At 44.9% G+C, this 24756-nt stretch carries 27 protein-coding genes; 19 read left to right on the top strand and 8 right to left on the bottom strand.

Annotated elements, in window-relative coordinates; all coding sequences use genetic code 11:
* Positions 1-9 precede the first annotated feature (9 nt).
* The 12 genes from rpmJ to J2Z34_RS07815 all read left to right on the top strand — a co-directional run bounded on the left by rpmJ (position 10) and on the right by J2Z34_RS07815 (position 7995).
* On the top strand, positions 10-123 hold the full coding sequence (gene rpmJ / locus J2Z34_RS07870) for a 50S ribosomal protein L36 (RefSeq protein WP_023388342.1): 114 nt from the start codon (positions 10-12) through the stop codon (positions 121-123).
* 35 nt (positions 124-158) lie between these two features.
* Complete coding sequence (rpsM, locus tag J2Z34_RS07865) at positions 159-527, top strand: 30S ribosomal protein S13 (protein ID WP_209459318.1); 369 nt, start codon at positions 159-161, stop codon at positions 525-527.
* 12 nt (positions 528-539) lie between these two features.
* Positions 540-941 (top strand): 30S ribosomal protein S11, encoded by a 402-nt coding sequence (gene rpsK / locus J2Z34_RS07860; protein WP_023388344.1) that lies wholly within the window; start codon positions 540-542, stop codon positions 939-941.
* 119 nt (positions 942-1060) lie between these two features.
* Entirely contained in the window at positions 1061-2008 is a 948-nt protein-coding gene (locus tag J2Z34_RS07855) for a DNA-directed RNA polymerase subunit alpha (RefSeq protein ID WP_209459317.1), read from the top strand.
* A 12-nt stretch (positions 2009-2020) separates the two neighbouring features.
* On the top strand, positions 2021-2362 hold the full coding sequence (rplQ, locus tag J2Z34_RS07850) for a 50S ribosomal protein L17 (protein ID WP_023388346.1): 342 nt from the start codon (positions 2021-2023) through the stop codon (positions 2360-2362).
* A gap of 133 nt (positions 2363-2495) precedes the next feature.
* Positions 2496-3356 (top strand): energy-coupling factor transporter ATPase, encoded by an 861-nt coding sequence (locus J2Z34_RS07845; RefSeq protein WP_209459316.1) that lies wholly within the window; start codon positions 2496-2498, stop codon positions 3354-3356.
* Complete coding sequence (locus J2Z34_RS07840) at positions 3341-4207, top strand: energy-coupling factor transporter ATPase (protein WP_209459315.1); 867 nt, start codon at positions 3341-3343, stop codon at positions 4205-4207. The genes J2Z34_RS07845 and J2Z34_RS07840 overlap by 16 nt, the downstream gene beginning before the upstream one ends.
* Positions 4204-5019, top strand: coding sequence for an energy-coupling factor transporter transmembrane component T family protein (locus J2Z34_RS07835; protein ID WP_209459314.1), 816 nt, complete (start codon positions 4204-4206; stop codon positions 5017-5019). Before J2Z34_RS07840 ends, J2Z34_RS07835 begins: the two co-directional genes overlap by 4 nt.
* On the top strand, positions 5016-5744 hold the full coding sequence (gene truA, locus J2Z34_RS07830; protein ID WP_209459313.1) for a tRNA pseudouridine(38-40) synthase TruA: 729 nt from the start codon (positions 5016-5018) through the stop codon (positions 5742-5744). The genes J2Z34_RS07835 and truA overlap by 4 nt, the downstream gene beginning before the upstream one ends.
* Positions 5745-6026: 282 nt before the next feature.
* Positions 6027-6461 carry a 50S ribosomal protein L13 gene (gene rplM, locus J2Z34_RS07825; protein ID WP_023388351.1) on the top strand — a complete coding sequence of 145 codons (435 nt, stop codon included), beginning with the start codon at positions 6027-6029 and terminating at the stop codon, positions 6459-6461.
* Positions 6462-6485: 24 nt separating this feature from the next.
* Positions 6486-6878, top strand: coding sequence for a 30S ribosomal protein S9 (gene rpsI / locus J2Z34_RS07820; protein ID WP_209459312.1), 393 nt, complete (start codon positions 6486-6488; stop codon positions 6876-6878).
* Between the two features lie 193 nt (positions 6879-7071).
* Complete coding sequence (locus J2Z34_RS07815) at positions 7072-7995, top strand: helix-turn-helix domain-containing protein (RefSeq protein ID WP_209459311.1); 924 nt, start codon at positions 7072-7074, stop codon at positions 7993-7995.
* A gap of 301 nt (positions 7996-8296) precedes the next feature.
* Here the strand turns inward: J2Z34_RS07815 and J2Z34_RS07810 are convergent, their stop codons facing one another.
* Positions 8297-9325, bottom strand: a complete 1029-nt coding sequence (locus J2Z34_RS07810; protein ID WP_209459310.1) for an ROK family protein — start codon at positions 9323-9325, stop codon at positions 8297-8299.
* 157 nt (positions 9326-9482) lie between these two features.
* Here J2Z34_RS07810 and J2Z34_RS07805 point away from each other — a divergent pair, with 157 nt between their 5' ends.
* Complete coding sequence (locus J2Z34_RS07805; protein WP_209459309.1) at positions 9483-10268, top strand: histidinol-phosphatase HisJ family protein; 786 nt, start codon at positions 9483-9485, stop codon at positions 10266-10268.
* Positions 10269-10354: 86 nt separating this feature from the next.
* On the opposite strand, the gene J2Z34_RS07800 is transcribed toward J2Z34_RS07805, so the two are convergent.
* Positions 10355-11293 carry a glycyl-radical enzyme activating protein gene (locus tag J2Z34_RS07800; RefSeq protein WP_209459308.1) on the bottom strand — a complete coding sequence of 313 codons (939 nt, stop codon included), beginning with the start codon at positions 11291-11293 and terminating at the stop codon, positions 10355-10357.
* Positions 11294-11461: 168 nt separating this feature from the next.
* Between J2Z34_RS07800 and J2Z34_RS07795 the strand changes: the two genes are divergently transcribed.
* The 5 genes from J2Z34_RS07795 (at position 11462) to J2Z34_RS07775 (ending at position 17671) form a co-directional block, all read left to right on the top strand.
* Positions 11462-12208 (top strand): DeoR/GlpR family DNA-binding transcription regulator, encoded by a 747-nt coding sequence (locus J2Z34_RS07795; protein ID WP_209459307.1) that lies wholly within the window; start codon positions 11462-11464, stop codon positions 12206-12208.
* 28 nt (positions 12209-12236) lie between these two features.
* The gene (locus tag J2Z34_RS07790; RefSeq protein WP_209459306.1) at positions 12237-14645 is read left to right on the top strand and encodes a glycyl radical protein; all 2409 of its coding nucleotides are present in this window, start codon (positions 12237-12239) and stop codon (positions 14643-14645) included.
* A gap of 29 nt (positions 14646-14674) precedes the next feature.
* Positions 14675-15331 (top strand): transaldolase family protein, encoded by a 657-nt coding sequence (locus J2Z34_RS07785; RefSeq protein WP_209459305.1) that lies wholly within the window; start codon positions 14675-14677, stop codon positions 15329-15331.
* A gap of 197 nt (positions 15332-15528) precedes the next feature.
* Entirely contained in the window at positions 15529-17130 is a 1602-nt protein-coding gene (locus tag J2Z34_RS07780; RefSeq protein WP_209459377.1) for a Na/Pi cotransporter family protein, read from the top strand.
* Positions 17131-17251: 121 nt separating this feature from the next.
* Complete coding sequence (locus J2Z34_RS07775) at positions 17252-17671, top strand: hypothetical protein (RefSeq protein ID WP_209459304.1); 420 nt, start codon at positions 17252-17254, stop codon at positions 17669-17671.
* Positions 17672-17890: 219 nt separating this feature from the next.
* Here the strand turns inward: J2Z34_RS07775 and phoU are convergent, their stop codons facing one another.
* The 6 genes from phoU to pstB all read right to left on the bottom strand — a co-directional run bounded on the left by phoU (position 17891) and on the right by pstB (position 23029).
* Complete coding sequence (gene phoU / locus J2Z34_RS07770; protein WP_209459303.1) at positions 17891-18580, bottom strand: phosphate signaling complex protein PhoU; 690 nt, start codon at positions 18578-18580, stop codon at positions 17891-17893.
* Between the two features lie 158 nt (positions 18581-18738).
* Positions 18739-19500 (bottom strand): phosphate ABC transporter ATP-binding protein, encoded by a 762-nt coding sequence (locus tag J2Z34_RS07765; protein ID WP_209459302.1) that lies wholly within the window; start codon positions 19498-19500, stop codon positions 18739-18741.
* A gap of 10 nt (positions 19501-19510) precedes the next feature.
* Positions 19511-20347 (bottom strand): phosphate ABC transporter permease PstA, encoded by an 837-nt coding sequence (gene pstA / locus J2Z34_RS07760; protein ID WP_209459301.1) that lies wholly within the window; start codon positions 20345-20347, stop codon positions 19511-19513.
* A 7-nt stretch (positions 20348-20354) separates the two neighbouring features.
* Positions 20355-21200, bottom strand: coding sequence for a phosphate ABC transporter permease subunit PstC (gene pstC, locus J2Z34_RS07755; RefSeq protein ID WP_209459300.1), 846 nt, complete (start codon positions 21198-21200; stop codon positions 20355-20357).
* Positions 21197-21985, bottom strand: a complete 789-nt coding sequence (locus J2Z34_RS07750; RefSeq protein ID WP_342453134.1) for a phosphate ABC transporter substrate-binding protein — start codon at positions 21983-21985, stop codon at positions 21197-21199. The genes pstC and J2Z34_RS07750 overlap by 4 nt, the downstream gene beginning before the upstream one ends.
* Before the next feature lie 246 nt (positions 21986-22231).
* Positions 22232-23029 carry a phosphate ABC transporter ATP-binding protein PstB gene (gene pstB, locus J2Z34_RS07745; RefSeq protein ID WP_209459299.1) on the bottom strand — a complete coding sequence of 266 codons (798 nt, stop codon included), beginning with the start codon at positions 23027-23029 and terminating at the stop codon, positions 22232-22234.
* 303 nt (positions 23030-23332) lie between these two features.
* Here pstB and J2Z34_RS07740 point away from each other — a divergent pair, with 303 nt between their 5' ends.
* Positions 23333-24736 carry an MATE family efflux transporter gene (locus tag J2Z34_RS07740; protein ID WP_209459298.1) on the top strand — a complete coding sequence of 468 codons (1404 nt, stop codon included), beginning with the start codon at positions 23333-23335 and terminating at the stop codon, positions 24734-24736.
* The last annotated feature ends 20 nt before the right edge of the window (positions 24737-24756 follow it).

Genomic DNA, 24756 nt, shown 5'->3' with positions numbered 1-24756 from the left:
GTTAACGAGATGAAAGTAAGACCGTCAGTTAAGCCTATCTGTGAAAAGTGCAAGGTCATCAAGAGAAAAGGTAACGTAATGGTTATCTGCGAGAACCCTAAGCACAAGCAGAAACAGGGCTAATAGAAAGAGTATTAACAGGAGGTGTAAATAATCATATGGCAAGAATAGCAGGCGTAGACCTACCTAAAGGTAAGAGAGTCGAAATCGGACTAACCTACATATTTGGAATCGGCCTTTCTACTTCGAAGAAGATAATAGAAGCTACAGGCGTGAATCCTGACACAAGGGTCAAGGACCTTTCCGAAACTGAAGTCAATGCTATAAGAGACTTCATCAACAAGAATGTCAAAGTAGAAGGAGACCTCAGAAGAGAGGTTGCCCTGAACATAAAGAGGCTTGTTGAAATCGGATGCTACAGAGGCATCAGACATAGAAAGGGTCTCCCGGTAAGAGGTCAGAAGACAAAGACAAACGCAAGAACAAGAAAGGGTCCGAGAAAGACCATAGCTAACAAGAAGAAGTAAGGAGGGAAGATAATGGCAGCGGCTAAAAACACCAAGAAGGTTGTAAGAAGAAAAAAAGAAAGAAAGAATATTGAGCACGGACAGGCTCACATACAGTCTACTTTCAACAACTCCATAGTAACCATCACTGACGCGGCAGGAAACGCCCTCTCATGGTCCAGTTCAGGAGCTCATGGCTTTAAGGGATCAAGGAAGAGCACACCATATGCTGCACAGATAGCTGCAGAAACTGCGGCAAAGGCTGCAATGGAGCACGGTCTGAAGAGTGTAGAGGTATATGTCAAGGGACCTGGATCAGGCAGAGAAGCGGCAATAAGGTCACTTCAGGCAGCAGGTCTTGAGGTTACTCTAATCAAGGACGTAACACCAATTCCACACAACGGATGCAGACCTCCTAAGAGAAGAAGGGTCTAGTTATCCTCTTGGATTGCACTATTACCCGGGCACACAGCGAAGGCTAAGCCAAGCGTATAGATCCGGGAATCATGGAATCAGTTGACCTTTGAAGACTGCATTATCCAAGGAGGGTCAAAATGTTTGAGATTGAAAAACCAAAAATCCAGTGTGTAGAGACAAATGAAGATGGCACCTATGGTAAGTTCGTAGTAGAACCTCTTGAAAGAGGCTATGGAATTACTTTAGGTAACGCATTGAGGAGAATGCTTCTTTCTTCTCTTCCGGGAGTTGCTCCCACATCAGTCAAGATTGACGGCGTGCTGCATGAGTTTTCAGTAGTACCCGGAGTCAAGGAAGATGTCACAGAGCTCATCCTGAACCTCAAGAACCTGTTCCTTAAGATGAACGGGGACGGACCAAGGCAGATATATATCGACGCCAAGGGACCGGGAGTAATAACCGCCGGAGATATCAAGACCGACGGAGATGTGGAGATCATAAACAAGGACCTTCATATCGCTACCCTTGATGAAGAAGCGAAGCTATATATGGAAATCACCATCAACAGGGGAAGGGGATATGTTTCACAGCAGAGGAACAAATCCGATGACCTGAGCCTGTCGACAATAGCTGTGGATTCCATATACACACCGGTGAAGAGAGTCAATTTCTCAGTGGACAACACGAGAGTAGGACAGATAACTGACTACGACAAGCTGACTCTTGAGATCTGGACCAATGGAACCATCAAGACTGAGGAGGCCATAAGCCTCGCAGCGAAGATACTCATAGAGCACTTCAAGCTTTTCATGACTCTGACAGATCATGCGAATGACGTTGAAATCATGATAGAGAAGGAAGACGACAAGAAGGAAAAGGTCCTCGAGATGACTATCGAAGAGCTTGACCTGTCCGTAAGGTCGTACAACTGCCTGAAGAGGGCAGGAATCAACACCGTTCATGAGCTTACCATGAAATCCATGGAAGACATGATGAAGGTAAGGAATCTCGGAAAGAAGTCTCTTGAAGAGGTTGAAAGAAAGCTCAAGGATCTGGATTTGAATCTAAGATCCAGCGACGAGTAAGGAGGTATAAAAATGGCTCAGCAGAGAAAGCTCGGACGTCCGTCCGACCAGAGAAGAGCCATGCTGAGAGGACTTGTTACAAGCTTCCTCAAGTATGGCAAGATAGAGACTACAGTAACCAGGGCTAAGGAGACCAAGAACATCGCAGAGAAGATGATCACCCTTGCAAAGAGGGGAGACCTTCACGCGAGGAGACAGGTGGCTGCCTTCGTTCAGGAGCCTGCTGTGGTAAGTGATCTTTTTGAAAACATCGCTCCAAAGTACGCCGAGAGAAACGGCGGCTACACCAGGATCTACAAGGTAGGACCAAGGAGAGGCGACGGCGCGGAAGTAGCGATACTCGAGCTCGTTTAATTGTCCCGGGAACTTAGGTTCCTGGTTGAAACAAAAGGGACTAAGCGCGCTTAGTCCCTTTTTTCCAAATATCAGGATAAGTAGTGGAATCCATGGGAATAGGATTCCAGTGCCTATCCATGAGGAGGAAGTTATGACTAACATAGATGAAAAGAAAGATATGATAAGGGCTGAAGGCCTCACTCATTATTATGACGACAGGGAGGATGCCGAGAAGGTGTATTCCCTTAACGGCATCGACCTCACGATAAAGCAGGGTGAATTCGTTGTTATCCTGGGACATAACGGGTCAGGAAAATCAACCCTTGCAAAGCATATGAATGCGCTTCTGCTGCCTACAGGGGGAAAGATATATGTCGATGGCATCGATGCCACAGACATTGAGAATACCTGGGAGGTCAGGAGAAGAGCTGGAATGGTATTCCAGAACCCTGACAACCAGATGGTTGCGACCATAGTGGAGGAGGATGTTGCCTTCGGCCCTGAAAATCTCGGAGTTCCTCCGCTCGAAATAAGGCAGAGGGTAGATGATTCTCTCAAGGAAGTCAACATGTACGAATACAGGCGTCATGAACCACACCTTCTTTCTGGCGGACAGAAACAGAGAGTGGCTATTGCCGGAATCCTTGCCATGCGTCCAAAATGCATTATCCTCGATGAGCCTACCGCAATGCTTGACCCTTCTGGAAGGCAGGAGGTCATGAAGACCGTCAGGAAGCTCAACCAGGACTTTGGAATCACCGTAATACACATTACCCACTTCATGGAAGAGGCTGTCCAGGGTGACAGGATAATAGTCATGGAGGAAGGCAAGATAATAATAGACGATATTCCCAGGAACGTGTTCAAGAATGTTGAACTCCTCAAGTCAGTGGGCCTTGATGTTCCTCAGGTGACTGAGCTGGCACACGAGCTGATCAAGGAAGGTATCCCGCTTGAAGAGGGAATCCTCAACATTGAGGAGATGGTGGAGGCGCTATGTCGATTAAAGTAGAGAATCTTACGCACATATACATGCCGGGAACACCCTTCGAGATGATTGCGCTTGACGACATCAGCCTTGAGCTGGAGGAAGGGAAGTTTTATGCGATAATAGGACACACAGGCTCAGGTAAATCAACTTTCATTCAGCATCTTAACGGACTTCTGAAGCCGACCTCTGGTAAAATCTTCATTGGTGATGTAGACATTACCGACAAGAAGACAGTAATGAGCGAGGTAAGGAAAAGGGTGGGACTTGTTTTCCAGTACCCTGAGTACCAGCTTTTTGAAGAGACCATAGAGAAGGACGTCGCATTCGGTCCTAAGAACCTTGGGCTTCCTGAGGCTGAGATACAGTCAAGGGTCAGGAAGGCAATGGAAATAGTCGGACTCGACTTTGAAAAGTTCAGGAATCTATCTCCCTTCGAGCTGTCCGGCGGACAGAAGAGAAGGGTAGCAATAGCGGGTGTCATAGCAATGGAACCCCAGGTCCTGATACTTGACGAGCCTACAGCGGGACTTGATCCCAAGGGCAGGGACGAGATACTGGCGCAGATAATCAAACTCCATGAATACTACAAGTCGACTGTCATCCTTGTAACTCACTCAATGGAGGATGTTGCGGAGATTGCTGACGAGGTCATCGTAATGAGCGATTCAAAGGTCATAATGAAGGGACTGCCAAGCGAAGTCTTTACAAAGGCTGAGCTTCTTGAAAGCGTGGGCCTCGGCGCACCTCAGATTACCTACCTTATGAAGGCTTTGAAGGATAAGGGCTTCGATGTGTCCACCGACATATTCACGGTGAAGGATGCAAAGAAGGAGCTGCTCAGGCTGCTTAGGAAGGGAGGAAGCTTGTCATGATAAAGAGTATCACGATTGGACAGTACATCCCAGGCGAATCCTTCATACACAAGCTTGATCCGAGGACGAAGATACTGATTTCATTGTTATTTATAATAAACCTTTTCCTTGTAAAGAATTTCGTAGGCTATGTGGCGGTATTCGCCTTCATAGTGCTTATGGTGAAGGTCGCGAAGCTTTCGCCCAAGTATCTGTACAAGGGAATAAGGCCTGTATTCGTGCTCATACTGTTCACTGCAGCCCTGAACCTGTTCGTCACTCAGGGAACCAGCGAAACGCTGCTGGTCCAGTTCAGTATCTTCAAGATTTACAGAGAAGGCGTATATCAGGCCATGTACATGACATTCAGGCTCATGTTCCTCATAATGGGCACTTCGGTGCTTACCCTGACTACTTCCCCTATAGAGCTCACAGACGGCATAGAGAGCCTTCTGAAGCCTTTCAAGAGGATAGGGGTGCCTGCTCACGAGCTTGCCATGATGATGAGTATAGCGCTAAGGTTCATCCCCACACTCATGGATGAGACTGACAAGATAATGAAGGCTCAGATGGCAAGAGGAGCTGATTTCGAATCAAGGAACCTCATTAAGAAGGCACAGAGCCTTATACCTCTTCTGGTCCCTCTATTCATCTCATCCTTCAGGAGAGCTGAGGAGCTTGCAATGGCCATGGAGGCCAGGAGCTACAGAGGCGGAGAGGGAAGGACCAGGATGAAGCAGCTCAAGTACACAAAGCGTGACGGAGTGGCATTCGCCTCGTTTGCAGTGCTGTTTGCTGCAACCTTTGCACTAGGACTTACGAATCTGATATGAACATTAAGCTTCTCATAGAATACGATGGAACTGCATTTTCAGGATGGCAGAGGCAGCCCAATGCAAGGACTGTCCAGGGTGACCTTGAAAAGGCACTGTCTGACCTCCTCATGGAGGAAATCAAAGTCAATGGCTCGTCAAGGACCGACAGCGGCGTACATGCACGGGAGTATCCTGTGTCATTCACAACCGTTGGAAGGATACCACCTGAAAGGATAGCTCTGGCAGTAAATGCAAAGCTTCCTGACGACATCAGGGCACTCTCCTCAATGGAGATGCCTGAAGGCTTCCATGCAAGGTACAGCTCTGACGGGAAGACATATTCCTACAGGATGCTGAGACGAAGCCACCCTTCAGCCATATACAGGAATTATGCCTGCCTGGTGGAGGAATCAATTGACCTTGAGAAGATGATGACTGCAGCAGAACTGTTCAGGGGATCACACGATTTTCGCGGATTCATGAGTACAGGCTCAAGCGACATGAACACTGTTAAGGAAATGAGGGACATAACCCTTTGCGAGGAAGGTGACTTCATAATCCTTTCCCTTACCGCTTCAGGCTTCCTTTACAACATGGCAAGGATCATAGCAGGAACCCTGATTGATGCAGGAATGGGGAAAATAGGTGACTCAGAAATACTGAGTATACTCGAGTCTGGTATAAGGGGAAGGTCAAAGCCTGCTCCATCATGCGGGCTTTATCTTGAGAAAGTATACTATTGAGCTGAACAAATGCAGCTGCACCAGCAAAATGTAGAAAATTATCCGGTTTTATCCAGTTTTTCAGATTTATTTGTTGTTTATACTTTCAAAATGATTTCGTTTTGAAGTATAATATATTGGCACACGAGTGTCACCACGATTTTTATTGACATGAAAGTGGAACATGTAATATAATAATCGTGTTTGTTAATTTCCTGTAAGGATCCACTAGCCCCGGATCCTACAGTCGAGGATTACCTAAATACAATAGGAACTTAATTGTAGAGTTTCGGGAGGAAAGAAATGAAGTCATATTTGGCAAAACCAGGTGAAGTAGAAAGAAAATGGTATGTGGTTGATGCAGCTGGAAAGCCTCTCGGTAGAGTAGCTAGCCAGGTCGCTACCATACTTAGAGGAAAGAACAAGCCGGAGTTCACACCTAATGTGGACACAGGAGATTTCGTAATCATAATCAATGCTGAGAAGGCTGTGCTTACAGGCAAAAAGCTTGACCAGAAGATGATGAGGCACCACTCCAACTACCCAGGAGGACTCAAAGAGACACCTTACAGGGAAGTAATGGAAAAGAAGCCGGAGCTCGCTTTCACTGAAGCGGTAAGAAGGATGCTCCCGACTGGAGTCCTTGGAAGAGCCCAGCTGCTCAAGCTGAAGGTTTACAGAGGATCTAGCCATCCTCATGAGGCTCAGAACCCTGAAGTTCTTGAGCTTAAGTACTAGAAGGACTGAGGGAGGATAAAAATTATGGCAAAAGTACAGTACATAGGAACTGGCAGAAGAAAGAAGTCAGTTGCAAGAGTCAGACTCGTACCAGGCGAAGGCAAGGTAACGATAAACAAGAGAGACATCACGAACTATTTTGGACTTGAGACTCTCATAACAATAGTAAACCAGCCGCTCGTTCTCACTTCCACAAAGGACAGCTACGATGTTCTCGTAAATGTTCACGGTGGCGGATTCACAGGACAGGCAGGAGCAATAAGGCACGGAATTTCCAGAGCCCTGCTCAAGGCTGACATATCTCTCAGAGGAGACCTCAAGAAAGCAGGATTCCTTACAAGAGACCCAAGAATGAAGGAAAGAAAGAAGTACGGTTTGAAGAAGGCGAGGAGAAGTCCTCAGTTCTCAAAGAGATAAGGACTACTATCCTTTCAAAAGGATTACTCCTTTCACGTATTACAAGAAAAGTTACAGAACCTTCCAGGATTTATTCTGGAAGGTTTTTTATATATAATTATGTGTTAGAAATCTTTATAAAGACAAAGATTTTGATTTGTAAATTTATAATTGTAAAGGAATGTGGTATAATACTGGAGAGGATGGTGACGAAATGCCAATTCAGTATAGGAAGTTATTTCAGCTGCTTTCAGATAAAGGGATTTCAAAAACCGAGTTGCAGAAACGAATAGGGATGTCATCTACCACAATGGCTAAGCTTTCAAAGAATGAGAATGTTTCAATGAAAATCATTGAAGAAATTTGTAGAGTTTTGAATTGCCAGCCGGGAGACATCATAGAGATGATTAGCCACATAGATAATCCTTTGCTGCAAAAGCTTAGGGAAGAGATGCAAATGAAGCTAAAGGGAGGGATATATCATCAGACTCAGGTTAAGCTGTCATATAATTCCAATCGTATTGAAGGCAGTAAACTGACAGAGGACCAGACCAGATATATTTACGAGACAAATACAATTGCAACAGCGAATGAAGAAACTGCTTCAATAGATGATATCGTGGAGACTATAAATCATTTTCAGTGTTTTGACTATATGCTGGACATAGCTGACCAGAATTTGTCGGAAGCTATCATCAAAGAGTTCCATAGGATACTGAAAAATAACACTTCAGATAGCAGAAAAGATTGGTTTATGGTGGGTGATTACAAAAGCAAGCCCAATATGGTTGGAGATAATAAGACAGTTGCCCCTTCAAAGGTTAAAGGTGAAATGGCTAAATTACTGATAGACTATAATCAGATTTCGAAGGTAACATTCGAGGATATAATGGAGTTCCATTATAGATTTGAGTCCATTCACCCATTTCAAGATGGAAATGGAAGAGTCGGGCGAATGATCATGTTCAAGGAGTGTTTAAAAAACAATATTGAACCTTTTATTATTGAAGAGAAGCACAAGCAATTCTATTATCGTGGTCTGAATAATTTCCTGGAGGAAAGAGGATATTTGCTGGATACATGCTTTTCGGCACAGGACCGATACAAGGAAATGATTGAATACTTTACGAAAGAATAGCATCTAAAGCAGTATAGAAAGGTTGGTAAAAATTCCATGGCTGACGCTTATATTAGAAACCCTGCATTAGTCTGGCACTGCTGTTCATAGACCTATGTAAAGGATAAGGATTGCTCCAGTCTGTGCGGTGAAAGAAAAGATGATGAAACTCCTTGTAGGTAACTGAAATGCTCCCTTATGAGAACTGTTTTAGTTTTCACAAGGGAGCATTTCAATTTATATTCAGGACTTGAAATGATTTATGTTAAGAATAATTTGTATCAAGTCACTGGAATCAGATTCGCAGACGCCGGGAATCATATTAAAAACCGCCTCTTGAAAGTACGACTCCCGGCTCTATTGCATTAAGGGTCAGATGGATCATTCCATTCAGGTAGTCCCTGTTGAAATCATCAGAAAGGTGAAGTCTGGGGTTTACCTTTTCAGGAAGCAAGGCCATGCATTTCTCATGGATTCTTTCCAGTTGACCTTTTGTCAGGAAGTCGCCGTTAAGTACGAAATCCCGGGGATTAAGGATGCTGGCAACTGTTGCTATCAGCTTTGCTACTGCGTCTGATGTCTTCTCCTGAGAAGAATACAATTCCTTGTCGGTCCAGTCAATTCCAAGAGGAATGAAAGACACCTCACCGGCGAAATTGCTGTCTCCTTTTAGCAACCTGCCATTAAGAAGCAGCCCTGAGCCAGGCGGATAAGTTCCTGGGAAATAGATATATGCTACAGAAGCTTTGTCATTACCAAGCTCTTTTTCAGAATATCCGATTACAGCAGAGTTGACATCATTTTCCATTATTACAGGCCGTTGGTATCTTATTCTGAGATGCTCCACAAGCGGCAAACCGATAAGTGATTTGTAGTCTGATACAATGATCTTTCCCTCGTGCTCAGCACCCGGAAGCCCCAGACCGATAGCACTGATTTTGGGATATGACATTATAATCTCGTCAATGATTTCTTCCAGGATTGGAATCTCTAGGTAAGGTACCTTGAAATCATTCCTTGAAACGGTCTCTCCGAACAGGTTGACTACAGTGCACCTTATCCTGACATTACTCTTTGCCTCCACAGGAAACAGTACCAGGGCATGCGCATGGTCTGGATTGTATTTGAACTGGTGGGCAGGTCTGCCCCCACGGGGAGATGACAGTTCAACCTCAATAGCCTCATTGCTTGCTATGAGCTGATTCAGGACAGTGGCTGCAGTAACTGAAGTCAGGCCGGTAGAAGCGGCTATCTGCTGTTTTGTATACTGGCCGCCAGACTTAAGCACATTCCTGACAAGATTCGTATTGATTTCCCTGATGACAAAGGAATTTCCAGAAATTGAAACCATTGACTTCCTCCATACTAAAAGACTTTACAAAAGAGTTTTACTAAGTTACCATAATAACGTAACATACATGATTTCCATAGTCAATATCATGTCAGAGCTAGGGAGGTAGACTTAGGAATGATTGGATGTGTACAAGTTCTGGTCAGGAGTGATTAATATGATTGCAGATTACCATGTTCATACAAGCTTCAGCGATGATTCTGTTTATCCGATGGAGGAAGTGGTCAGGAAGGCTATCAGTATTGGCCTTCAGGAGATTTGCTTTACCGAGCACGTGGACCATGGAGTAAAGACTGAGGATAACTGTGATTATCCTGCGTACGTGAAGGAATTCGGAAGATGCAGTGAAAAGTACGGAACAGAGATCGGACTTAAGCTTGGGATTGAATTCGGCATGCAGGTGCATACGATAGACCAGTTCCAGAGGGACTTTGATGAGTATGACTTTGACTTTGTAATTATGTCCTGCCACCAGGTGGGTGACAAGGAATTCTGGACAAAGGATTTCCAGAAGGGAAAGACTCAAAAGGAATACAATGAGAAATATTATGTGGAGATCCTGAAGGTAATAAGGACCTATAAGGACTACAGTGTACTTGGTCATCTTGACATGATCAAGAGGTACGACGATGAAGGCGATTATCCCTTTGAAAAGGTGGAGGGTCTGATCAGGGAAATCCTTGAGACTGTGATCCGTGACGGAAAGGGGATAGAGGTGAATACATCCTCATTCAGGTACGGTCTTAATGACCTGACTCCCTCGGTGGACATTCTTAAGCTATACAGGAGCCTGGGAGGAGAGATTATCACCATAGGATCCGATTCACACGCCGAGTCTCACCTTGGATATAAGATTGGTGAAGTCCAGGGGATACTTAAGGGGCTTGGCTTCAGTCATATCCATACGTTTGAGAGGATGAAGCCAATAGCGCATGACATATAACCCTTTCCCGGTTTCTAACCAAATAAAAATACGTTATGAGCAAACCCCGAAGCCTCTTTGGCTTCGGGGTTTTGCAGTCTCTCAATTTACAGCACTTGCAGTCCTGACTGCCTGTACACATCCGCATACTCTAAGAAAAAAGGATCATCCTTCTGTATTGAATCCGTGCCCTTCATCAGGTATTCACGGTTAAGCAGCTCATACTTGTTTTCACCGAAGCTATGATATCTGAGGAGGTGGATTTTACTTATTCCAAGTCCGCTGATAGCTTCGCTCATTTTTTCAGCATCGTGGATCGTATAGTTGAATCCTGGAATCACTGGGATTCTTCCAATTATATCAAGACCCGGTATCTGGAGCGCGCTTCTGATGTTATCGTATATCTGTCCCAGAGGCACTCCGGTAACCTTCTCATGCTTCTCGCTGTCCCAATGCTTTATGTCGCAAAGCAGAAGGTCAAGATGAATCAGTAGGGCCATGAATTTCTCTTTAGGTCCGAAGCAGGTTGTCTCTATTGTAGTATGGAGGCCTTTTAACTTCGCAGTCTTGAGCAGCTCAGCTGCAAATTCCGGCTGGGAGAGCACTTCTCCTCCTGTAAGAGTGATTCCGCCTCCTGATTCAAGATAGAATGGCTCATCCTTCATTACTATGTCCATGACCTCATCAACGGTCCTATAGTATCCCTCATATGCTATTGCACCTTTTGGACAGGCGTTCTTGCACATCATGCATGCGGTGCATCTGTTTCCGTCTATCATGATGATTTTCTTTGATGAAGCTTCTTGGCTCAGATCCTTCGCCTCAATCATATGTATTGCGTCAAAATTGCAGGCGCTTATACAGGCTCCGCAGCTGATGCATTTTTTTCTGTCCCAGGTAAGCTGGATATCCTTCGATTGAGATTCAGGATTGGAACACCATGGGCAGTGAAGCGGACATCCTTTTAGGAAAACCGCAGTACGGATACCTGGTCCGTCATGAATGCTGAACCATTGAATATTGAATACCATTCCTTTTCTGCTCATTTGGTTCCTCCTTGCCTCGATGTATTAAGCATATCAGAATTTAGATGCAAATTGAAGAGATAAATTTCAAAAAGAATAAAAAAACTTACGAATGAAAGTAATTATTGACACTTACGAAAGTGAAAGGTATAATTTGAAGCGTAGTAATAAGAGTTTGGAGATGAGAACATGTCCAGGGAAATCGAACTTTTGAACATCATCACAAAGGAAGGAAAGGTATCTGTGGCTGACCTTTCCAGGAGGACCAATGTATCGCAGGTCACCATCAGGAAGGATCTTGACCAGCTCGAGGCCAAGGGCCTCATTGGCAGAGAACATGGATTTGCAGTTGTGCTAAATGCGGATGATCTCGCTAACAGGCTTGCAAGGAACTATTCAACAAAAAGAATGATCGCAGAAAGGGCTGCCGAGATGATACAGGAGGGAGAAACCGTGATGATAGAATCAGGGTCCTGCTGTGCGCTCCTTGCGGAGGAGATATCCAGGAAAAAGGGATTTGGAAGGATTATCACAAATTCAGTATTCATAGCTAACTTCATAAGGGACTCCAGAGGAATAAATGTGACGCTGCTGGGAGGGGAATTCCAGAGGGAATCCCAGGTAAACACCGGGCCAATGACGAAGCTATGTGCAGGACAGTTCAAGGTTGACAAGCTCTTTGTTGGGACTGACGGCTTTGACAAAAATTCAGGATTCACAGGCAGGGACCAGGTTAGGACAGATACTGTAAGGAGCATGGCAGAAAGCGCGAAAAAAGTAATAGTTCTGACAGACTCTGAAAAGTTCGGGTCCAGCGGACTCGTGCATCAGTTCTCCTTCGATGAGATAAGTACTGTAGTTACAGATAATGGCATAAGCAGAGAAGTAGCGGATGAGCTTATGATGCATGGTATAAGCGTGGTTGTAGCAAAGTAGGCTTTAAAGTTAAGAATGGGAGGAAAAAATGAGCAGATATTTTGGTGAACTGACAGCAAGGATGAACAGGTATCGTGAAAATGTCCTTGAATCTAAAAGATGGGTTTGTGTCGAGAGGGCGGTCAGCACTACTGAAGCGTACGAAAGGTATGCCGCGCAGCCCCTTGCGATAAAACGTGCAAGGATGCTTGAGACAATCCTTGACAACATGACCATCTATATTGAGGATGAGACACTGATTGCCGGAAACCAGGCATCATCCAATTGTGCAGCACCAATATTCCCTGAATATGCAATGGACTGGGTCATCGATGAGCTTGACCAGTTTGACAAGCGTGATGGCGATGTATTCCATATAACAGAGGAGAACAAGCAGATACTGAGGGACATTGCACCCATCTGGAAAGGGAAGACGATCAAGGAGAAGGCTCTTGCGGGGATGCCTGATGAGAGCCGTCTGTTCTATGATCTTGGGATCATAAAGGCTGAAGGGAACATCACTTCAGGAGACGCACATATCGCAGTGAATTATGGGAGGATAATAAGGGAAGGGCTTGAAAGCTTCAAGGACCAGACTAGAGAGGCCATGCTGAAGCTGGACCTGACCGATTATCGCAACCAGGAGAAAATGCATTTCTACAAGGGTATCCTGATAACAATCGATGCTGTCACCAAGCTTGCCGGAAGGTATTCACTTCTTGCCTCTGAAATGGCGGCAGGTACGACGGATCCGGTGAGGAAGGCGGAGCTGGAAAAGATGTCCAGTACCCTGAAGAAGGTCCCTTACAGCAAGGCTGACAGCTTCTATGAGGCAGTCCAGTCCATATGGCTGGTCCACCTCGTGCTTCAGATAGAGAGCAACGGACATTCCCTCTCGTATGGAAGGATGGACCAGTATCTCTACGACTTCTACATGGATGACCTCAGGAAAGGCAGAACTACTGAGGACGAAGCCTGTGAGCTGCTGACGAACCTCTGGATAAAGACATATACCATCAATAAGATAAGGTCCTGGAGCCATACCCAGTATTCCGCAGGAAGCCCGCTATATCAGAATGTAACGATTGGGGGACAGACTCCTGATGGAAAGGACGCCGTGAATGAGCTCAGTTACCTGATTCTCAAGTCTGATGCTAAGGTACATCTGCCTCAGCCGAATCTGACGGTACGATATCACAGGGGCCTTGACAGCAGGTTCATGAACGAGGCAATAGAGCTTATGAAGCTTGGTACCGGAATGCCGGCATTCAATTCTGATGAGGTCATAATACCCTCACTAATCGAGAAGGGCGTTTCACGAGAGGATGCCTACAACTACAGTGCAATAGGCTGTGTTGAGGTCGGAGTACCCGGGAAATGGGGATACAGATGCACAGGCATGAGCTTCCTCAATTATCCGAAGACGCTCCTTATAGCGATGAATGATGGAGTCGATCCCAAATCAGGCTCATATCTTATGGAAGGCGCAGGCAAGTTTACTGGATTCAAGTCCTTTGATGAGGTAATGGCTGCATGGGACAGGACCATCACCCAGTTCACGAAAGAGCAGGTCATAATTGATGCTGCAGTCGACAGGACACTTGAGCTAAATACCATGGATGTACTGTGTTCCGCGCTTGTTGATGACTGCATTGACAGGGGGCTTAGCCTTAAAGAGGGCGGAGCTGTATACGACATGATTTCAGACCTCCAGGTGGGAATCGCAAATCTAGCAGATTCACTGTCCGCTATCAAAAAGTGCGTCTTTGACGAGCGGCTTGTAACTCCTCAGGAGCTTTGGAGTGCCATGATGAACAACTATGAAGGGTCTGAAGGCGAGAGAATCAGAAGGATAATGAGCGAGGTACCTCCCAAATATGGCAATGATGATGATTATGTGGATTTGCTTATAAGAGAAGCTTACGACATGCATATCAGGGAGATGAAGAAATACCACAACACGAGATTTGGAAGAGGACCCATTGGCGGCAACTATTACGCAGGAACATCCTCGATTTCAGCAAATATCGGTCAGGGGCTGGGTACGCTTGCAACTCCGGATGGAAGGATGGCTGGCGAACCTCTGGCTGAAGGCTGCGCACCATGCCATAATGCTGACAGAAGCGGCCCGACTGCAGTATTCAAGTCTGTCTCGAAGCTTCCAACAAAGGAAATCACAGGAGGTGTGCTTCTTAACCAGAAGGTAAATCCGCAGACACTCCAGTCGGAAGAGGACAAGATGAAGCTTATCATGATGCTGAGGACGTTCTTCAACAGGCTGGATGGCTTCCATGTCCAGTACAATGTGGTTTCAAGAGATACCATGAGGGAAGCCCAGCAGCATCCTGAAAAGCACAGGGACCTTATAGTAAGGGTTGCAGGATATTCAGCGTTCTTCAATGTTCTGTCAAGGAAGACACAGGACGACATTATCGAGAGGACCGAGCAGATAATCTGAGAAAAGAATTAATTGGAAAAGGAAGGATCATGATGTTCATAGATACCGCAAACATAAATGAGATAAAGGAAGCGCTGAAGACTGGAATAATCAAGGGAGTAACCACGAATCCCACGATTTTGAGGAAGGGAAACAAGCCGCGCTTCAATCAGCTTGATGACATTCTCGAGCTTGGGCCCGGAATGCTTTTTGTTCAGGTAGTAGGCCGCGATACTGAAGAACTGTATGCGGACTATCTTAAGCTTTATGATTATGGGATTTCGAAGGGTAAAGCGATTGGAATAAAGACCCCGATGAGCTTCATGGGACTGGAGCTTGTAAGGCGCATCAAGGAACATGACCCGGAAACCGTGATACTCGGCACGGCAATCTATTCGGCAGACCAGGCAATACTGAGCTCCATAGCCGGATGTGACTACCTGGCGCCCTATGTCAACAGGATGAAGAACTGCGGCCTCAACCCGTACGATGAGATTAGCAGGATGCGATCTTTCATCGATGAAAGGGGACTTACTACTAAGATTCTGGCAGCTAGCTTCAAGGAAGCTTCTCAGGTAACGGATGCCCTGAATGCAGGTGCGCATACCTGCACGGCACCGCTATCTATATTCAAGCTCATGATGGACAAGGACGCAGCACTCTCTGCGATTGAGGTTTTCAACTGTGATGGCGAATCCATTGGATAGGCTGGAACAAGGCCCAAAATAAAATGTATGCAGCAGGGTCCTTTAATTTAAAGGATCCTGCTTTTATCGTTTCAAACGTTAAATCTATGTTAATTCACATTACACTCCATTAACAATTGGTGAAGATTCCTGTATCATGTTAACTGGACTTACATGTGTAGTTTTCTGTAAACGGAGGAATAATTGTGGATTTTGAAATGATAATAGGTCTGCTCGGGGGTCTTGGACTTTTCTTTTATGGAATGAAGATGATGGGAGACGGACTTGAAAATGCTGCGGGGTCGAAGCTCAAGTTCATACTCGAAAAGGTAACTGCCAATCCGATCAGTGCGGTTCTGGTAGGTACGATAGTAACTGGAATAATTCAGTCCAGTTCGGCGACAACGGTCATGGTAGTAGGATTTGTAAATGCAGGACTCATGAATCTGGTTCAGGCAACCGGAATAATCATGGGAGCGAATATTGGAACAACTGTAACCGCATTCATAATCTCCCTGAATATGGATGCCATAGTTCCAATCGCCATATTCTTCGGAGCCATAATGTTCATGTTCTCGAAGGCTAAGAAGAGAAGGGACCTTGCCAGCATACTTCTTGGATTCGGTCTTCTCATGGAGGGTATGGAGCTCATGAAGGTTGCCATGTCTCCACTGAAGGAATCGGCAGCATTCGAGCAGATAATACTTTCAATTGGAAGCCAATGGTATCTGGGACTCATACTTGGAGTTGTTGCTACAGCAGTAATACAGTCAAGCTCTGCAACGACAGGAATACTTCTTGCGATGACTTCAACTGGAAAGATAACCATGGAGGTTGCATTCCCGATGCTGCTAGGTGCCAACATAGGAACTTGCGCTACAGCCCTCCTGTCATCCATAGGAACCAACAAGACCGCCAGGAAGGCAGCGGTAATACATCTTCTCTTTAACTCAACAGGAACGCTTATATTTATGCCACTAGGGACACTGATGATTGGAGCAGTTAGAAGTGTCACATCACCTGAAAATATAATGATGCAGATAGCATACCTTCATATCATGTTTAACGTGCTTAATACGATCATACTTCTTCCATTCTCAAATCTGCTTATTGCAGCAGCAAACAAGCTGATCGGAACGGACGAGGTAACTGTATCTGTCACCGACAGGCTGGATAAGAGGCTTCTTCAGACACCTTCCATAGCTGAAGGCCAGGTAATCAACGAGACTGTAAGGATGGCTGAGATAGCCAAGGAAAACTTCAAGCTTTCATTTGAGGCATTCCTTGAGAGCGATGAGTCAAACGCAGAGAGGATATTTGGAAACGAAAGGACAATAAACGAGCTTAATGAAGGAATAACCAACTTCCTTGTGGAGCTCTCTTCAAGCGATATAGACATCAATGAGTTCGGAAGGATAGCTTCAACCTACCATGTCCTGAACGATATCGAGAGGATAGGCGACCATTCAGAGAACATTATGGAGCTTGCTCAGGAAAAGATACGAAAGGGCGTTGAAATGACTGAAGATGCTGTCGAAGAGCTCAAGTCGATGTTCACGTACTGCATTGATGCGCTTAACATAGCTATTGAAAGCTACAAGAACAACGACAAGAAGCGTGCGGAGTCAATGTTTAGGGTCGAGAAGCGAATTGACGAGCTTGAGAAGGAATACAGGGAAACGCACATCAGAAGGCTCACCCATGGGAAATGTACCCCTATAGCTGGAATACTATTCCTTGACCTGATATCCAACATGGAAAGGGTAGGAGACCATGCGAACAATGTTGCTGAGGCAGTTCTCGGCAGATATGAAGAATAGCTGAAATTCATGGACCGCGTAAAGCGGTCCTTTTTTTGGCAGAATGTTCAAAGAAACTTTCACCAGAGGTAACAAAGATAGTATATAATAAACACATATCTAAAAGAGGGGGGTGATGTATTTGAAGAGATGGAAGCTTAATATGATTAATGGAGTGCTGCTTGTTTTACTCATAGCGGTAGCTTATGTCATGTTCAGAAACATAGTCACTCCGGAACTGAAGGCAGATGAAGTGACCTCAGTCAGCATGTCAATCAGGGCAACTGAGGATGCCGTAAAGCATGTGACTGGTAAGGATGACATGAGAAGGTTCATCAAGGTCTTCAACTCCATTGACCTGAGATACTCGCCGCTTGGAGGAAATCCTGCAGGATGGGCGATGAAGGTACAGGTAGAAGGAGAGGAGACTTTAGATATCCTTGTGCAGGACGACATGTTGAGAATTGGAAAGTCCTGGTACAAGGCAGATCGCAGTAAAATGACAGAGCTTCTGTTCCTTTATCCGGAATTCAGTTATCCTGCTACGAATTCACCAGAATAGTATCAGTAAGGCCACGACGAAGCATTGCTATGAAGACTGCTGATATTTTGAAGTAATTGGATAAAGCAAATGACTCAGCTTAATCAGGGCTGGGATAAAATTGAAAGTAAGGCTGAGGTTCTGTTCACTAAGAGCCTTAAACAATAAAAACAGACCATCATAATATGGTCTGTTTTTTTTGTGTTATTTGACAGTATTCAATTTGTTCAAATTGCAGTGTCACTCAGCAAAGGAGCCAGCTTGAATCGTCTTTCCAATATTATCCGTATTCTTATGTTCTCCGGTCACTGAAAAGATTACCCATTCGGCAATGTTCTGGGCATGATCTCCAATTCTTTCAAAGTATTTAGCAATCATAATCAGATCGATTGCCTGTTCCCCGTTGTTAGAATCCTCGCGGATCATATCAATAAGTTCTGTTTTAACGGTAACGAACAGGTTATCAACAATATCATCATCGATACAGACCTGTATAGCTAACTTTTCATCTTTATTGACATATGCTGCGAGGCTCCTTTTTACCATGCTTATGGTGACCTCAGCCATCTGCGGTATATGGACCAGGTTCTTTATGAATTTTTTATTTTCGAACAATTTCGTAATTTCAGCAATGTCTTCTGCATGGTCTCCGATACGTTCCATGTCAGTGATCAGCTTCAATGCAGCTTCTATCAGTCTCAAATCCGAAGCAACCGGCTGCTGCTGCACTAGCAGGTTCATGCAATGTTTCTCAATGATTTTTTCCATCTCATCAATTTCGATTTCCAGGTTATTCACTATTTCTATAAGGGACATATCCTGATCCACCAGTGCGTTTACGCTGGTTTCAATTGCAGTTTCAATGAGACTTCCCATTTTGATTATTTCAGCGTTAAGTATTTCTAGCTCTTGGTCAAACCTTTTTCTCATACTTCCATATACCTCCAAAACTTACAATTTGTCTCTCAGTAATTAATTTTCTGGAATTTCACACCGGTTCTCTAAATCTACCACAGCATCATCTGGTCAATAGTTTTGATGAACAGGCTAGTCTCAATATATACAGGCTGGATTTTGCGGCAATTTTCTTAGCCGAACCTTCCGGTAATATAGTCACTTGTTCGCTGCTCCTTAGGATTAGCGAAAACTTCCTCAGCAATACCCTGTTCTATCAGATTACCCATTAATATAAATGCGACCTTGTCAGCAATTCGCGCTGCTTGTTGAACAGTATGAGGTGCGATGATTATGGTGAACTGGTCCTTTAGCTCTCTAAGTGAATCCTCTATTTTAGCTGTCGATACCGGATCAAGCGCTGAACACGGTCGGTCCAACAATATTACCTCCGGTTCCAGTGCCAAAACTCGGGCAATACATAGTCGCTGCTGCTGTCCGCCGGATAATCTAGCAGCAGGAGTGTGCAGCCTGTCTTTGACATCATCCCATAGAGCAGCCATTCTCAAAGCTTTTTCTACCTTTTCACTCTGTACTGCCTTGGATTTGACTCCACCCATACTAGGCCCCAGAGCGATGTTATCAAAAATGGACATGGGCAGAGGCGTGGGCACATCAAAGACCATACCTACCTTGCGGCGCAGCTCAGCTACTGACATATCCGGATGATAAATGTTTTTTCCATCAAGGAGGATTTCGCCCTCCGGGCGTGCGCCTGGAATCAAGTCGCAGAGACGGTTCAGTGTTCTCAGCAAAGTCGTTATCCCGCTGTTGGCAGGTCCGAAGCATGCCAGGATCTCATTTGCCGTAACCTCAAGGTCGATACCATGAATTACCTCTTTTTCCTTATAATAGAATTTCAACCCTTTTATTGTTATCTTCGATTGTTGATTCATCTTCCACCTCCTAACGACCTTTCGCAATGAATCGATTGACAAGCATATTGAAAACGACATTTATCAGAAAAATGAGTGTGATCAACAGTGCTGCTGTGCCATAGGCATTCTCAATCGATATTCCTTCCCTGGCCAGTATATAAAAATGTATTGCCATGGTCCTTGTCGGTGAAAATAGAGATGTTGGCATACGCAGGGCTGAACCGGCTGTCAACATTACAGCAGCCGTTTCGGCCACACATCGGCCTATGCTCAAAATCACTCCATTGGCTATGCCAGGAAGCGCTGATGGGAATACAGTCTTGGTTATGGTCTGCCACTTTGTGGCTCCCAGTGAATAGCCTACCTCACGATACAGGTTTGGTACTGTACGAATTGCCTCTTCTGATGTTCGGATTATTGTCGGAAGTATCATGATTGCCATAGTCAGGCCGCCTGATAGAACAGACCATCCCAATTTCAGGTATGTGACAAAGAATATGAATCCAAAGAGTCCGTAGACAATGGATGGAATCCCTGCAAGCGACTCAGCGCTGAAACGGATAATACGTGTGATCCTGCTTTCACGGGTATACTCTGTAAGATAGAAAGCCGTTCCGATTCCAAATGGCATCGCTACGATGACCGCAACTGATGTCACAAGTAAGGTACCAACAATTGATGAGGAAATGCCTCCGGAGCGACCCATATTTCGCGGAATTTCAGTCAGAAATTGCCAGCTTAGAACAGGTATGCCTTTCGCAAGTATGTAGAGAATTATGGCAAGCAAAATCACAATTACTAGAAGTGCGGCTGACCAAATAATAACTTTGGCTATGTTTTGTGAAGTTCGTGCACTGATTTTCATACTAGCCTCACCTCTTTCTCGTGATATATTGGGCGGAAGCATTTAAAACCATGATTATTACAAACAATACTATACCTGTGGCGAACAGTGCATGCTGATGGTCACCGGATGCGTAACCCATCTCAATACCTATATTAGTTGTCAGAGTCCTTACCGGATCAAGAATCGACTGTGGGATAGCTACCGCATTTCCAAGAACCATTATCACCGCCATGGTCTCTCCAATTGCGCGTCCTATTCCCAGGATTATTGAGGAAACAATTCCCGACTTTGCAGCAGGCAACAGCAAAAAATATATTGTTTGCCAATGGGTCAGGCCCAAGGCTAATCCACCTTCCTTATACTGACGCGGCAGGGAAAGCAGGGACACTTCAGATATACTGATTATCGTAGGCAAAATCATTATTGCGAGAATGATTGAACCTGCCAATATGCTTAGCCCAGGTCCACCCAGGTATTTCCTGATCGCTGGAACTATGAACAGCACTCCCCAAAATCCGTAGACTACTGATGGTATGCCAGCCAGCAGCTGAATGGCAGGTCTAAAGATGTTTCTTAGTGCAGCTGGGGCAAACTCAGCCAAAAAAATACTGCAGCAAATAGCGATTGGAACTCCCAGGATTGCTGCGCCAAGTGTGACTGATACTGAACCGACAATCATGGGGAATATTCCGAATGCCCCCTGGCTCGGGGCCCACTTCATTCCAAATATGAAGTTGATCAGGCCAACCTTGGAGATTATCGGCAAGCCCTGGATTATTATGAATACTGTTATCAGCGCAAGTACTGACAGAGACGAAAGCGCCAAAATGAGAAAAATGCCTTCAGAGAATCTTTCCTTGAAATGTTTCATTTCTCTGCACCTTCCTTTGAAGGAATTAGTCCCTCATTGCTCAATATTTTCTGCCCTTCAGCAGAGAGGATAAAGTCGATAAATTGCTTGATTTGTCCCGAAGGCTGGCTGAGCGAAACGAATAGGAATGGTCTTGACAGACTGTAGCTTCCATTTCGTATATTTTCCTGGGTTGCTGCAATACCTTCAAGATGCAATGCTTTCACAGTGTCATCTACCAGACCTAAAGAAATGAAGCCTATGGCATTAGGATCATCCTTAACCAATTGCTTTACTGCCCCATTGGAGTCTTGAACTATGGCTTTTGGAGTGATTTCAGTTTTTTCCATAACCAAGTCCGCGAATGCGCCTCTAGTACCTGACCCTTCTTCACGTGTAATAACATGGATCTTCGAATTTGAACCACCAATCTCGCTCCAGTTTGTGATTTCAGATGAGTAAATTTTGCGGATCTGGTCCAAAGTCAGATTTAGAATCGGATTGGCAGGGTTTACTATTATACCTAACCCGTCCTTGGCAATTTCAATGCTCCACAAGTTTTTCTCTTCGTCGTTTAGAGATCGGGATGACATACCGATATCAGCAGTGCCAGACTTGGCTGCAGAGATGCCGGCTGATGAGCCACCCCCCTGAATGTCAATGACTGAAGCGGGGTTTAGAATTGCGTATTCTTCCGCTAAAATCTCGGCATAAGGCTGCACAGAAGTGGATCCGGCAACAATAAGGCCTGCTTCTGAATTTATGCTGCAGGCGGACGTCAGGCTCACAGTCAGAGACAGCAGCACTGCTCCCAAGGCTTTGACAGATCGTCTTTGATTCTTGCAGTTAAGATACATTGTTTTCATATTCATCACACAAAATCAAGAACCAGAATCATCGGTGAGGATAATATCGGTGCCTGATTTCCTCCATTCCTATGTTATTAAGGTTACCCATTCGAGTGAGGAAAATTAGCCGGATTCTTCTGCAGAACAACTTTCAATGACTTTGCACGGAGCTTCCAATCTCCTCACAGCATTTCTATGTTCAGTTTACCCAAATCTGCCTGTGATATAGTCCTCAGTTCGTTTGTCTCTAGGGTTAGAAAAGAGTTCGGCTGTCGGTGCATATTCAACAAGGGTTCCCGCCTTATCCTCTTCCATCATCATGAATGCAGTCATGTCAGATGCTCGGGCAGCTTGCTCCATGTTGTGAGTAACGATGATTATAGTATATTTTTTAGCTATGATTTGCATTAAGTCTTCAATTTTTAGAGTGGATTCTGGATCAAGTGCGCTGCATGACTCGTCCATCAATATTACTTCTGGTTCTACTGCAAGTGCGCGTGCAATACATAGCCTTTGCTGCTCACCTGGCGAAAGGTCGAAGGCAGGCTTTTTAAGCTTATCCTTTACTTCTTCCCACAAAGAGACCTCTCGTAAGCTCCGCTCAACAATATCTGTTATCTCAGAAGCATGTTTTTGTCCATGATGCCGTGGACCAAAGGCGATATTATCGTATACTGACATCGGGAATGGATTTGGTCTCTGAAATACCATGCCTACTCTTTTTCTGAGAGCAACAACATCCATATCCTTATCATAAATTGAAGCATCATCCAGCAAAATATTGCCTTCAACCTTAACTCCAGGTATCAGGTCATTCATCCTATTTAAAAGCCGCAGAAAGGATGACTTGCCGCACCCTGACGGACCAATCAGGGCAGTTATCGTACATTCTTGAATATCAATGGAAACGTTCCTCAAAGCTTGAAATGACCCATAGTACAGGTTTACATTTTGTGTTTTCATTTTAGTTCGTTGCAGAGACTTTCTGATTTGATTATCCATTCAATACCTCACACATCCTCTCCCTATCAGGCTATTAATAAGAAGGACTATTACATGATTTATTATACCACTTCATTTTATATAGAGATATTATACTCTGTCTTCGCAACACCACACCACAGATGAATAGCAGTATCCTTTATGTTGTCATTTGAAAATGGATGGCATCTGCGAAAGGCTTCTGGAATGATGGAGAATGGTAATCTCCATCTTCAAATACATTTGGAACTAAGTTATTTTTTTGACAAGATGTTTATATGTTATAATTTTCTGTATGTGATAAGAAAGTGATGGTTAGACGAAATGGAAGAGATTAATAAAAAGAGAAGCGGAAAACTGAATATATACGCATATATCAAGAATCCTGTGAAGGCGGATATCATTAGGCTTTCGTGGCCCATAGTGCTTGAGCTCATCATGGGCACTCTTTTCGGGATGGTTGACATGATTATGCTTGGGAGGCTTGCTAACCTTGGAGAGGCTGCAGCATCAGTGGCTGCGGTTGGAATAACCAACCAGCCCATGTTCGTAGGACTTTCGCTTGTACAGGCCCTGAATGTAGGCGGAACTGCCATGATAGCGAGGTATCTTGGCTCGGGCAAGAGGGACAGGATTGAGAGTACTCTGAAGCACACTATAATACTGAATCTTCTGGGTCTTGGAATACCGCTGGGAGCATTGGGAATAGTTTTTTCAAACCAGATAATGCAGTTCATGGGTGCGGGCCAGGATGTAATAGGAATAGGCAACGCATACTTCAAGATAATAATGGTCGGCTTCATATTCCAATCCTTCAACATGTCGATAACGGCTGCTCTCCGCGGAGTGGGACAGACGAAGGTTCCCATGAAGATAAACATTATGGTTAACTTCCTGAATGTTGTAGGAAATGCGATCCTGATATACGGCCTTTTGGGAGCTCCAAGGCTTGGAATAACGGGAGCCGGAATATCAACATCCCTTTCCAATGTGGTTGCAAGCATGCTGCTCCTTGCCTTTGTTCTGAAGGGCGACAGCGTGGTAAGGCTCAACTTAAGGAACAAGTTCAAATTCAACCGGGACATCATGACTAACCTTGTGAAGATAGGTGTTCCAGCTTCACTTGAATCCCTGGCCTTAAGAGTTGCCATACTTATATTCGTCAGGATAGTGGCAGGTCTTGGAACTGTAGTCTATGCGGCCCACCAGATTGCGCTGAGCATCCTTGGACTATCTTTCCAGCCGGGACAGGGCTTTGGCATAGCAGCATCATCACTGGTCGGCAGGTCACTCGGTGCCGGAGATCCGAAGAAGGCTGAGGAGTATGCTAAGGAGACAAGGAAGATGGGCTCAGTGGTCGCGACTGTAATAGCCCTATTGTTCTTTTTCTTCGGAACGGATATCGTATCCCTATACTCCACCGACCCTGAGATTATTAGGAATGCATCAGGTGCACTCAAGATAATCGCGCTGGTCCAGCCATTCCAGGTATCCCAGCTCATACTTGCCGGAGCTTTAAGAGGAGCCGGTGATACTTTCTGGCCGCTGATTGCGACTTTTATAGGCGCTCTCCCGTTCAGGCTGATCATAGCCTATGTTCTTGTCAACAATTTCGGCATGGGACTTACGGGAGCATGGGCAGCCGTACTTGTAGACCAGCTGATAAGATGGTTCTTTGTAATGATGAGGTTCAGGACCGGAAAGTGGAAATACATTAAGATAAGGTAGAAATAGGGCGAAGCCGATGA

The organism is Youngiibacter multivorans (assembly GCF_017873395.1).
GTDB classification, from domain to species: domain Bacteria; phylum Bacillota; class Clostridia; order Clostridiales; family Clostridiaceae; genus Youngiibacter; species Youngiibacter multivorans.
The sequence above is the reverse complement of the archived record's forward strand: the minus strand, read 5'-3'. Positions and strand labels throughout refer to the sequence as shown.